Origin of the sequence: Collinsella sp. AM29-10AC, assembly GCF_003469085.1 — a bacterium.
GTDB lineage: Bacteria > Actinomycetota > Coriobacteriia > Coriobacteriales > Coriobacteriaceae > Collinsella.
The window spans coordinates 45,768-57,882 of sequence record NZ_QSKB01000006.1 but is presented as its reverse complement, the minus strand read 5'-3'; the positions used below and the strand labels follow the sequence as shown (position 1 = coordinate 57,882).

At 58.4% G+C, this 12,115-nt stretch carries 9 protein-coding genes; 3 read left to right on the top strand and 6 right to left on the bottom strand.

Annotated elements, in window-relative coordinates; translation table 11 throughout:
- Window positions 1-24 precede the first annotated feature (24 nt).
- The 3 genes from DW754_RS03170 to DW754_RS03160 form a co-directional block, all read right to left on the bottom strand.
- Complete coding sequence (locus DW754_RS03170; RefSeq protein WP_117758449.1) at window positions 25-1,512, bottom strand: UbiD family decarboxylase; 1,488 nt, start codon at window positions 1,510-1,512, stop codon at window positions 25-27.
- A 142-nt stretch (window positions 1,513-1,654) separates the two neighbouring features.
- Window positions 1,655-3,112, bottom strand: coding sequence for an SLC13 family permease (locus tag DW754_RS03165; RefSeq protein WP_199411436.1), 1,458 nt, complete (start codon window positions 3,110-3,112; stop codon window positions 1,655-1,657).
- 268 nt (window positions 3,113-3,380) lie between these two features.
- Window positions 3,381-4,322, bottom strand: coding sequence for an isopentenyl-diphosphate delta-isomerase (locus DW754_RS03160; protein WP_147336369.1), 942 nt, complete (start codon window positions 4,320-4,322; stop codon window positions 3,381-3,383).
- Window positions 4,323-4,480: 158 nt separating this feature from the next.
- Here DW754_RS03160 and DW754_RS03155 point away from each other — a divergent pair, with 158 nt between their 5' ends.
- Window positions 4,481-5,725 carry an MFS transporter gene (locus tag DW754_RS03155; RefSeq protein WP_233508899.1) on the top strand — a complete coding sequence of 415 codons (1,245 nt, stop codon included), beginning with the start codon at window positions 4,481-4,483 and terminating at the stop codon, window positions 5,723-5,725.
- Window positions 5,726-5,953: 228 nt separating this feature from the next.
- On the opposite strand, the gene DW754_RS03150 is transcribed toward DW754_RS03155, so the two are convergent.
- Both DW754_RS03150 and DW754_RS03145 read right to left on the bottom strand, forming a co-directional pair.
- Window positions 5,954-7,516 carry a PTS transporter subunit EIIC gene (locus DW754_RS03150; protein WP_117758447.1) on the bottom strand — a complete coding sequence of 521 codons (1,563 nt, stop codon included), beginning with the start codon at window positions 7,514-7,516 and terminating at the stop codon, window positions 5,954-5,956.
- An 82-nt stretch (window positions 7,517-7,598) separates the two neighbouring features.
- Window positions 7,599-8,924 (bottom strand): 6-phospho-alpha-glucosidase, encoded by a 1,326-nt coding sequence (locus DW754_RS03145; protein ID WP_089573127.1) that lies wholly within the window; start codon window positions 8,922-8,924, stop codon window positions 7,599-7,601.
- A gap of 298 nt (window positions 8,925-9,222) precedes the next feature.
- Here DW754_RS03145 and DW754_RS03140 point away from each other — a divergent pair, with 298 nt between their 5' ends.
- Both DW754_RS03140 and DW754_RS03135 read left to right on the top strand, forming a co-directional pair.
- Window positions 9,223-9,972 (top strand): MurR/RpiR family transcriptional regulator, encoded by a 750-nt coding sequence (locus tag DW754_RS03140; RefSeq protein WP_117757480.1) that lies wholly within the window; start codon window positions 9,223-9,225, stop codon window positions 9,970-9,972.
- 59 nt (window positions 9,973-10,031) lie between these two features.
- Entirely contained in the window at window positions 10,032-10,478 is a 447-nt protein-coding gene (locus DW754_RS03135) for a low molecular weight protein-tyrosine-phosphatase (protein WP_117758445.1), read from the top strand.
- Window positions 10,479-10,650: 172 nt separating this feature from the next.
- Here DW754_RS03135 and DW754_RS03130 read toward each other — a convergent pair whose 3' ends face one another.
- Window positions 10,651-12,033, bottom strand: a complete 1,383-nt coding sequence (locus DW754_RS03130) for an ATP-binding protein (RefSeq protein WP_233508900.1) — start codon at window positions 12,031-12,033, stop codon at window positions 10,651-10,653.
- Window positions 12,034-12,115 lie beyond the last annotated feature (82 nt).

The window sequence follows — 12,115 nt, the reverse complement described above, 5'->3', positions numbered from 1 at the left end:
TTGACTACTTGGTAGGGCTACGTACTAGAAAGCGAGCTCTGCTGCCCACTTATCTGTATCGATCTCCATGAACTGCGAGCGGATGAAGTTCTTCTTGAGGTTGAACGGGACCGTGCAGTCGAAGATGGCCTTGCAGGCGATGCCGTGCTCGCGGATCGAAGGATCGAACGCGGGGTCGTTGGACGGGTCGAGCACGTGGCAGTGGCAGCCGGGGATGGTGATGAGGTCCACGTCGGCCTGGAAGCGCGTGGTCATGGCCCACATCACGTCGCTCATGTCGAAGATGTCGACATCCTCGTCGACCAGAATCACATGCTTGAGCTCGGAGAATGCCGAGAAGGCGAGCATGGCGGCGTTGCGCTGACGACCCTCGTCATTTTTGCTCGACTTCTTGAACTGCATAATGGCAACGAACTTGCCGCCGCCGCAGGGGGCAGCGTGGACGTTGAGCAGGCGGCCCGGGATAGCGGTCTCGACCATCTTGTAGATGGAAGCCTCGGTGGGGATGCCGGCCATGGACACGTGCTCGCGCGAAGGGCCGATGCAGCTCTCCATGATGGGGTTGGTGCGTGTGGTGACGGCGGTGATCTTGATCACCGGGCAGACCTTAGCGCCACCGGTATAGCCGGGGAACTCGGGCATGGCGTAGCCGTGGCCGTTGACGTCCTCGTTGATGGTCTCGTCGTGCATGAGGTAGCCCTCGAGCACGTACTCGGCATTGGCGATGCACTTCTGCGGAACGGTGACGCAGTCGGCAAGCTCGACGGCGTGGCCGCGCAGGGCGCCGGCGATCTGCAGCTCGTTGAAGCCGAGCGGCGTGGTGGGAGCCTCGAAGCCGCAGCACATGTACACAGCGGGGTCCAGGCCGATGGAGATGGAAATGGGCATGTCCTCGCCGCGCTGGCAGTACTCGTCAAAGAAGGCGCCAAGGTGACGGCTACCCGGGGTGATCCACATGGCGAGCTTGTCCTTGTCGACGCAGGAGAAGCGGTGGATGGTCACGTCGGACTGGGAGCCGTCGGGGCTCGTGCCGTAGGCAAGGCCCATGGTGATGTAGGGGCCGCCGTCGACAGGCGTGTTGGTGGGAGCGGGGACGATCTTGCGCAGGTCAAAGCCCTCGTCGGTCGCCTTGTACACGACCTCCTGGCAGTCGACGTGCGCACCCTCGGCGATCTGCTCGGGCGCGATCAGGTTCTCGAAGCGCTTGCCGATCTCGAGGCCCAGGTGCTCCTCGTCCAAGTCGAGCAGGGCGGCAACGCGCTTGCGGCTGGCAAGCATGCCAATGCAGACCTTAGCATCGTCAAAACCCTTGACGTTGTTGAAGACCATCGCCGGACCCTCTTTGGTCGGACGCATAACGGTGCCGCCGGCGCCGACGTGGCGATAGACACCCGAGACCTCGGCGTCCGGATCGACCTGGGTGTCGGTCTCGAGCAGCTGGCCCGGCATCTCGCGCAAAAAGTCGAGTGCGGAGCGCAGATCGTGGATCTGGGAAGCATCGGTAGTGGACATGGCGTGCTCCTTTCGGGAGAGTACCCGGCGGCGGGAGTGCCGCCGGGCTGGGGAACGTAGTGGGGCCACGGCGCCCATGGATGGGGCACTCGGGCACTCGCAGTTCAAGCACTCGGCTAATTACAGCCAAGCGCTCGACCGTTTACATCAGGCCAAAGAGGTGGAACCAGGCGGCCTCGACCAGCACGACGATAAAGACGACCGCAGTGAGGGGAATGCCCATGCGCATGGCCTCTTTGGAGGTGTAGCCGCCGGCGTCCTTGCCCTCGCCGATAAGGATCGGCAGGTTATGGAACGGCAGGATGTAGTGGATGTTGATGGACGTGAAGACGATGAGTGCCACGGCGAGCGGGCTCACGCTGGAGCCAGCCGCAAAGCTGATGAACGCCGGCACGCACACGCCGAGCACGGCCATGACCGAGCCCATGAACATGTGAATGATCATGGAGAGCGCGGCGACAAGCAGGGCGAACAGGAAGATGTTCTCGGGCACGGAGCTGGGGAGCACGACATCGGCGATCCAGGCGTTCATACCGGTGGCACCGCCCACGGAACCCACGGCCATGGCGGCCGTCAGGAACATGAGGGACTTGATGTCGACGGCGTTCCAGCTGGCGGGAGTGAGGACCTCGCCGATGATGGGCATGGCGAGAGAGACGCCGATGGCCAGGGTGACCCAGCCGATGTAATCGCCCGAGACAGTGAGCCACAGCGCGATGGCGATGACAAGCCACACGATGGTGCGGATCTCCTTGACAGAGAGCTTGCCGAGCGCAGCCTGCTTGGCCACGATCTGCTCGCGATCGTAGACGAGTTCCTTGCTGGGCTTAAAGAGGAAGAGGCCCAGGAACAGGGTGCACAGCAGCGCGACCAGCATGGGCACGCTCATGTACAGGAACCAGTCGATAAACGACGGGCTCATGCCGCCGGCCTCGGCGCTGTACTGCGCAACGAGCGGGTTGAGTGTGGAGTCGCCCGTCAGGAAGAACATGGAGCCCGGAGCGGCAGCGGCAAACACGAGGAAGCCGAGCTTGCCGCGGTCGTCGTCACCGTAGCCGGCGGACTCGGCGATGACCGAGACGACGGCGAGGATGAGGAAGGCGCGGGGGAACGGATGCGGGATCAGCAGCGACAGCACAAAGGTGAGCGCGAAGATCGAGATGATGAGCGACTTGGCGTCGCGCACGAACTTGAGCATGAACGCGTAGGCGATGCGCTCGCCCAGGCCCGACTCCTTGACTGCACTGGCGATGAGGTAGGCGCCGATGACGAGCCACATGGTGGCTTTGGTCCACGAGCTAAACGTGGAGGCGACCGTCGCCGAGATGCTCGCGGCGCCCGTGTCGTCCACGCACACCTTAAACAGAACGAGCAGCGCGCAGTAGAGCAGGCCCACAAAGCCCGGCTGTGCCACGCCACATGCCCAGAACACCACCGTGGCGAGCGTCAGTGCCAGACAGGTCTGACCGCCGACCGTAAGCTCGACCGTCGAGCTCAGCTCCGCCAAAGGAAGAAACTTCACCAGCAAAAAGACAATGATACCCAGCACAAAGCCAATTTCGCGCTTGGTGATCTTAAACGCCTTCTTTTCCGCTTCCATCTCCCCACCTTTCTTGTTGGGGGCGCTCCGGATTCGCAGCCACGTTGCCACTTAAAAAGGGGCGCCCGTTATCGGACACCCCTTACGTTGCGCTGTGTTGCAGCAATACAGTCAAGCGAGATTTTTTGGATAGGTAGCGACCTTTCCTCTTGGACAGAAAACCGTCCCAACAATCGACGGTTTTCCTCGTTTTCGAGTTTTTCGCCGAATGTTGGGACGGTTTGGGGAACCAGTCGATCCCAGATGTGACAAAGGGACTGTCCCTTTGTCACATTGCGAGGGTCGTGCGGATGGATGGGGTCTCTAGAGCCTCGCGGAGCCAGGGGGCAAGGGGCTCGGGGCGACCCTGCAGGTAGCCGTCGAGCTCGGGCGGGGCCACACGACGCACCTCCGAGATTTCCTCTAGGTTGATGTGCAGCTCGCCCGGCTCAACATGGGCAAGATAGACCTCGCACCATTCGCACTCGCAGTGACCGTCGCCGTGGTCCTCGCGGTAGACGATATGTCCCAGATGCTCAAGATCGCTCAGCTCGCGCGCAACGCCGAGCTCCTCGCCCATACGACGAGCGGTGGCCGCGGCAACGTCCTCGCCCGGCAGCGGGTGGCCGGCGCAACCGTCGGCAAGTACCCCGCCCCACAGGCGCTTGAGCGGACTGCGACGACAGAGCAGCAGGTGTACATCTTCGCCCCGACCCTCAACTAGAAGCGTCAGGAAAGCCTGATGCAGGATGCCCTCCCCCGCATGCGCCTCGATGCGATCGACGGGGCCAAGCGCCTCGCCGGTCGCGGCATCGACAGCCACGACCTCGGCGCCCGCGCCGCCCTCGTCCCAGCCGGCGCGCAAGATGCGGGCTGCGGCGGCCTCGAGCGCGGCGATGAGTTCCTTGGTGGTATCGAGGACGCGCCGCAGATCGTCCGCGCTCGCGTGCTCAACATGAAAGCCCGTGCTTGCAACCACCGGCACGCCAAAACGCGTGGCCAGAGCCGCGGCGATATCGTGTGCCGGGATCTCGTCGCGATGGCACGGAACAGCCAGGATGCTCACCGTTGCCGTGCGGCCGGGCTCGGGGCGCGGAATGGCCTGCGCCGTGGCGCCCAGGTGAGCGAACTGGGGCGAGCAGGCATACACCGCCATGCCCCGCGGTGTCACCGTCAACTGGGCCTCGAGCGCAAACTTGCCCTCGCCCACTGCAACCTTTGTCGTGTGCATACCCATGGAATCTCCTGTCGCCCGCGATGTACCTGAGACCATCTTCACCTGTATTGCGACTATACAGACAAGCTCACCATGTGACAAAGGGACTGTCCCTTTGTCACATTCTGTTAGAGTTGCAGGGATTGAATCCCGCTTATTCATGCGACATTGGAGTGACAACCTTGACCGCCGCAACCACGCCTAAAAGTAAGTCAACCGCCGCCGCGCTCTCCCCCGCACGCACCAAGCTCTGCCTGGCGCTGCTCGTGCTGTTGGGATTCTCGCTCGGCTGCTCCGAGTTCGTGGTCATCGGCATCGAAAGCGACTTGGCGACGGAACTCGGCGTATCGCTTGCCACAGCGGGCCAGCTCATCAGCGTGTTTGCGCTTGTCTATGCCATCGCAACGCCGGTGCTTGCGCTCAGCACGGGACGTTTTCGCCGCTACCAGCTGCTCGTGTGCTATAGCATCGTCTTTGTGCTCGGCAACTTGGTCATGGCGTTGGCGCCCAACTTCCAGGTGCTGTTTATCTCGCGCATTGTCCTGGGCTCTGTCTCGGGTGCGCTGCTCGCCGTGGGCGTAACGTACATCCCTGAGCTTCTGTCCCCGCAGCAAACTTCGCTTGCCATCTCGGTGGTATATGGTGCGTTTTCCGTGGCGATGGTCTTTGTGACCTCGATTGGCAAGTTTGTGGCCGACACGCTCGATTGGCACGTGGCCATGTACGGCACGCTGACCTTTGCCGTTATAATCTGCGGAGCGCTCGTGGCGTTTATGCCACGAGCCGGGCAGACCGACGAACCCGCTACCTTCCGCGAGCAGGCGGGGCTTCTGCGCGAACCGAGCATCATCACCGGCATGCTCATCTTTTTGTTTGGCGTGGGCTCGGTCTACGTATTCTACGGCTACGTGACGCCTTATCTTGAGCAGGTGCTGGGCATGGGCACGGTCGAAGCCAGTACCACGCTTATGGCCTACGGCGTGTTCTGCCTGATCTCGAACATCCTGGGCGGATGGATCGACGCGCGTTTTGGCATGAAGGCGCTGCTTGTGACGTTTGTGCTGCAGGCTGTGGCGTTACTCGGGCTGTTTGCCGTGGGCGGCACCATGCCGCTCGCGCTGGTCTTTGTCTTTAGCTTGGCGTTGCTCATGTACCTGTTCTCGGTGTCGTGCATCACGCACTTTATGGACGTGGCACGCAGCCGCCATCCCAAGTCGATGGTACTCGCAAGTTCGGTTGAGCCCATGGCGTTTAACGTCGGCATCTCGTTTGGCACTGCAGTGGGCGGCGCCGTGGTAAGCAGCATTGGCATTGCGTACGTGGGCGCCGTGGGCGCCGCGTTCTCGCTTGTGGCCTGGGCGCTTACGCTGGTAACGATTAAGTTGGCTCGCTGGGAGCGCAGGCGAGCAAGGGCGTAGAGCGAGGTTCCCTCTAAAACGTCTATCGTTCCAGTCGCGACGCTTACCTGACGACAGGCTAAGCCAGCTCCTTTAGCTGTGGTTCGATCTCATGTACTTCGAATGCACGATTTTCCAGTTTTCGTGTATCCGAAGTACACGAAATGTGCGCGGGGCACCTCAAAGGCGGCGGCAGACGCATTGTCTGCCGCCGCCTTTTATACTGGATTTTATAGATACGCGAGTCGTTTACTCCATACCCAGTAGCTCGCGCATCTGAGTTGCGTAGTTAGATGCCATGTTGCCGTAGACAATCTGCACGCCGCCGTTAACATGCACGATGCCACGCGCTTCGAGCTTTTCGGTAAACTCGGCGTCATCAACTACCTTGTCACAGTCATTAAGCTGGATGCGCAGACGGGTGAAGCAGGCCTCGACAGACTTAATATTGTTATCGCCGCCCACTGCCTCAACGATGGCGGGAATGAGGTCGCTGATCACAGTCTTGGGAGCCTTTGCGGCCTCATCGTCGGACTCTTCCTCGCGGCCGGGAGTCTTAAGGTCCTTCTTAAGAATGATGAACTTGAAGACGAAGTAGTACACCACGAAGTAGATGGGGCCGAGGAACAGGATAACCTGCCAGTTGGAGCCCTTGGCTGCACCCATAATGCCGTTAAAGATCAACGACAAGAGCGGGCCGCCGAAGGACGCGGAGCCAGCCACGTTGAACTGCAGGATATAGGTCAGCGCATAGGCAAGACCAGCCATGAGAGCGTGGAACACGTAGAGGATGGGCGCAATAAACAGGAAGGAGTACTCGAGCGGCTCGGTAATGCCGGAGAGGATGCAAGGCACCACGATGGCAATCATGAGCGCTGCGGTCTTCTTCTTGTTCTTGGGAAGCGCCGTCTTGTAGAAGGCGAGTGCAGCGCCAGGCAGGCCGAACATGGCGAAGATAACCTTGCCGTTCATGACAAAACGGCTGACCTCGATGTTAAACGGCGTGCTGGGAGAGCCCAGGATCGCGTTGTAGATATTGATAGCGCCCTGAACAGTCTGGCCGTCGATGGTCTCGACGCCACCGAGCGACGTGAAGAAGAACGGCAAATAGACAAAGTGATGCAGGCCAAAAGGCAGGAGCATGCGCTCGCCGGCGCCGTAGACAAATGCACCAAAGGCACCCGTAGTCTTGATGAACTCGGACAGCGCACCGAGAGCGTTCTGAATAAACGGGAAAACAAAGGACATGACCAATGCGAGGATGCTGCATGAGAGCAGCGTCACCGCCGGGATAAAGCGCGTACCGTTGAAGATGGAGAACACGGCAGGCAGCTCAATCTTGTAGTAACGGTTATGCAACCATGCGACGATTGCGCCCACCAGAAGACCGCCGATAACGCCAGTGTCGAGCGTGGTGATGCCGAGGATCGTGCTCTGGCCCGTCGTAAGATTCGCGGGATCGATAACGCCAGTCGCCGTAAGGAACGTGCCCATCACGGAATTCATGCACATGTAGCCCAAAAAGCCACAAAGCGCCGCGGTAGCCTTCTCGGACTTGGCGAAGCCATAGGCGAGACAAATCGAGAAGATAACCGGGATGTTGTTCATAACGATGCCGGCAGCGGCCTTGAGAATCGAAAAGAAGATCGCAAAGCCCGGAGCAGCAAGCCAGGGAACAGCTGCCGTAAGGGTGGGGCTGGTAAAGGCATTGCCAAAGCCCTGAAGGATGCCGGCGATTGGCAGGATCAAGACAGGCGTCATGAGGACTTTGCCCAGACGCTGGAACTTTGCCAGCAGCTCATCTTTGTTCATGGGATACCCCTCTTAAAGAAACGGGGCGTGCAGCTCCACAGCCCACACGCCCCATAACAGTTATCAAGCGCTATGGAACTAGCTACTTAAGCTCCGGCCAGTAATCCTTATTGGCCTCGATGAGCTTGTCGAGCACTTTGCGAGCCTTCTTTGCGTCACCGACCAGACGATTAAGCGTGAGTGCCTGCAGAGCCTTCTCGTAGGAACCCTCCATCCAAGCCTCAACGGTCAGGCGCTCATAGGCGTACTGGTTCTCCATAAGGCCGCGATAGAAGGTACCGATCTTGCCAACAGCATAGGGCTGCGGGCCATTGGCGCCCACGCTTGCCGCGACCTCTACCATGGCGTCATCGGGCATGCCCTCGATAATGCCGTTGTTGGGCACGATGACAATGAAGGTCTTGTTGGTGTTGCGGTAAATGGCCGAGGTGATTTCCACGATCATATCGCCATGAGCGTCGTTCTGCACAACCGAGGAGTTCTTTGCGGTGCCGACTTTGGCAACACGCTCGCACTCGGCGAACACGCGCTTCTCACGACCGTTGATAACCTCGTCGGAGCGAGTGTAGTCGGGGTCGAGGTGAGCGACCTTGTACTCGGGATACAGATAGTACTGCAGATAAGTGTTGGGCAGATAGTCGGGGAAGTCCTCGAGCATGTCCTTGACCATGGCGTAGGTATCAAGCCAGGACTGGTCACGCTGCTCGGCATCGGCAGGAAGGAAGCCGTTCTTCTCCGTGTATTCCTTAATCTGCGGGACGAGGTCATGGCCCTCTTCATCGTAGATGTGCTTGAACCAACCGAAGTGATTGAGGCCAAAGTACACGGGCTCCGTCTTGCTCATATCGCGACCGAGCAGGCGACCGTAAGAGCGCATGAGGTTGACGGGCTGGTCGCAGATGTTGAGGACGCGATGCTCATCGGGCAGGACGCGCTCGAGACCATATGCCACAATAGCAGCCGGGTTGGTGTAGTTGATAATCCACGCCTCCGGGCTATGAGCGCGAACGTCGTTGACGATCTCAACCATGTCATGCATGGAGCGCATACCGTAAGCCATGCCGCCAGGGCCCACCGTTTCCTGGCCGATGATTCCCATATGCAGCGGAATCTTCTCGTCCTTGCTACGCATCTCGTAGCCGCCGGTACGAATCTGGCAGAGCACAAAGTCGACGTCGGTGTAAGCCTCGTCCTTATCGGTGGTGTAACCAAACTCCACACCGGGCTCCTCCTCGGCGAAGAGGATCTTGCCAAACTCGCCGATCGGACGCTGGCGCTCGGCATCGATGTCATAGAGCATCACGCGGTTCAGCGGCAGAATGTCCATGTGCTTGGTCAGGGCCTTGAGAATGCCAGGGCACCACGTAGAGCCGCCGCCAACGATCACAATATTGAGCTTATCCTTCATGTTCCGTCCCTCCAGGGTTGGCTGATCGGTGTTCTCGAAGACCTTGGGCTCCGCGGTTGTCCTCGGCTTGCTTCGTTTCGATTGATATTTTGCGATATAAGGTCATTTGAGAGTCCCCGTGTGGGCCAATGCGAAACGGGGACACATGATTTCGCTCACGACACAGATATGTGTAGGCAGACACGCGCGTTTGCCCAGTTCATGGGCAATAGGCAATCTTGACCGATTACCGATTTCTCACCTGGCTACACAAAGCGGTACCATATGTACGGCGAGATGCGAGGGGCTGAAACATCTTATGAAAGATCAAGAATCTTTTTATGATCATGTGCGAGCTGGCGAGAGCAAGCTCAACGATCTCGAAAGCGAGATCATGCGCTACATCATCGAGCTGCGTGATGATATTGACGATGTCACGCTTAAGAGCGTTGCTGAACGGTTCTTCGTCGCTCCCAATACAATCGTCAGGCTTGCCCATAAGCTTGGCTTCTCGGGGTTTACGGAGCTCAAACAATCGTATTCCGCCTCGCTCGACCGCAATCGATTCACTATCGAGGCACTTCCTCTTGATACCCAGCTCGTACAGACCAAAGATCTGCTTAACGACAGGGTCATCGATTCGGTTGTGAGTCTTATCCAGGATGCCTCGCATATCGTGTTCTTCTGCTCGGGCTTTTCGAAATACCCGTGCCTCGAGATGGCTGAAAAGCTCAAAATAATGGGCAAGAACACCGATACGCTCAGTGAACGTCATGTCATGAGGCATTACGCAGAGCTCCTCGGCAAAAACGACCTGGTCTTCAGCGTTTCCGTAAGCGGCGAGACGCAGGTGTCTATTGACGCCACATCGATAGCCAAAACGCGCGGATGCAAGGTCGTCACGCTCACCGGCTTTTCTCGAAATTCTCTCTCGAAACTAGCCGACTACCCTATCTACACCGTGCAAAAAGAAATCCGCTTGGGCAGCATGGACCTCGACAGTCGATTGATGTTCTATTACGTTTTCGAATTGATATTTGAGCGTTACTTCAAACTGGCCAAGAAATAAAACTTGGCATGCGCCCGGCTTCGACTCCTTAGCAGCCCTCTATATGAAAGGAACCGCGCATGCAACGTGTACTGTTTATCTGTTATGGAAATATCTGCCGCTCGACGATGGCTGAGTCGGTGTTTACCGAGCTGGTGCACCGCGCCGGACGCGCGGACGAGTTTGTCATCGATTCCGCCGCGACCTCGACCGAGGAGATCGGCAACCCGCCACATCACGGTACCGTTGCCAAGCTACGCGAGGTTGGGATTCCCGTCGTCGCACATCGCGCACGTCAGGTGCGGCGCGCAGAGTATGGCAACTGGGATCGCATTGTTTATATGGATGCTGAGAACGCGCGCGGTCTGCGTCGCATCTTTGGCGACGACCCCGACGGCAAGATTACGCGCTTGCTCGATTGGACCGAGCGCCCCGGCGACGTGGCCGATCCCTGGTACACCGGCAACTTCGATGCCACCTACCGCGATGTGCTCGCCGGCTGCACTGCCATGCTCGAGCAGATGTAGGTTCGCGGGCGCACGAACCTCGCGAGCCGCGTCATCGGCATACAGATCGAGCGTGGATTTTCTCCCACTTTGAGCATTCAAGTGCGCTCTAGACGGGAGAAAATCCACGCTCATTATCTCGGATAGCGGATGCGACAAAGGCACTATCCCTTTGTCGCATCGGGGACTGTCCCTAGACCGGCTTGACCTCCAGCTTTATCCCCTCGGCACAGGAGTCACCCAAAACATCCGAAAGGGCCCAGGTCGCATATAGCGGCAAATAAAGAACAGCTCCGCTGCGTTCAACGTTGCCTCTCGAGAAAACAATCCCAAGCCTTACGCCATATTCGGCCGTATCAAGCACATGACCGAGCGCGGCGTGCGCGTGGTAATAGGAACCCGATTTAACCTCGATCGGAACAGCCGTTCCATCCGGTCCGTCGACCACAAAGTCCACTTCGCCGCGCTTCTTTGTCTGATAGTAGTAAAGCTGGCGATTTTGGGCAGTCAGCTGCTGGGCCACCACGTTTTCGTAAATACCGCCCAGATTGGGTTCCTTGCTATCAAGATACGCCGCCTGGGCGACGCCAACGGGGTAGCGCGCCATCAACATGCCCGTATCCGATTGGTATAGCTTGAACTGCGATGGCCGTGCCGTCTTGAGCAGGGGCGACTTTGGCTCGGTTACGATATCCGCCTTGAGAGCAACGCCGGCATCGACAAGCCAGACAAAATCTCGCTGGTACTTGTCGTAATGCGCCTTGGGGTCAATGGAATTGAGCACGAAGCGTTTGTTTTCGCCCTCGAGCATAATAGGGAGCTGATCGTAAATGCTCTGCACCTGAAGGGCTCGCCCGCTTGCATACTTGGAGATATCCCGCCAGTACTGTTCGTTGAGCTCTGACTGTAGCTGACGAACGGAGGCAAGGTCGCCCCGCGTGTCAAGGAAACGCTGCACGACCTCTGGCATTCCACCGACAACGGTATAGGTCCTGAAGTTTGCCATCATCGCGTCGTGAATGTAATCAGGAATGGGCTTCTCGCTGATACACGCGTCGCGTATCGTTTGGCGAGCTCCCTCGCTCACCCCGATCGCCCAGCAAAACTCCTCGAAATCGAGCGGGAACATCCTAAGCTCGTGAACATATCCCACGGGATAGGACCTAACGCCCTTGAACTGGGTCCCGAGCATTGACCCCGAAAACGCCCAGCGGCACCTCCCGTCCTCAACAAGGAACTTTGCCATCGTCATGATGTCGGGGGCCTCTTGGACCTCATCGATAAACACGAGCGTTTTGCCCGGTGCTATCGGCTTTCCCGAGAGAAGCGTCACCCTGCTGATGAAATCGTCGGCATCCCGTGCCTCGAGAAGAGCATCTTTTGCCTGGCGATTTTCCATGAGGTTGAGCTCGATGTAGGTTGCATGGCTGGCTTTGCCAAATGCGCGAATCGAATAACTTTTGCCGATCTGGCGAGAACCCGTAATGAATAAGGCCTTTTGCTCGGCAGACTTCAGCCAACGCTCCAGCTCTGCCGCTATTTTCCTACGCAGCATAGGCTCTCCCCTCAGTGTCATCAAATGAAATGCAAGGTTTATATGCTTGATTATCGATGAAATGCAGAGTTTTAGAACCTAAAATCGGATGAAATGCAGAGAT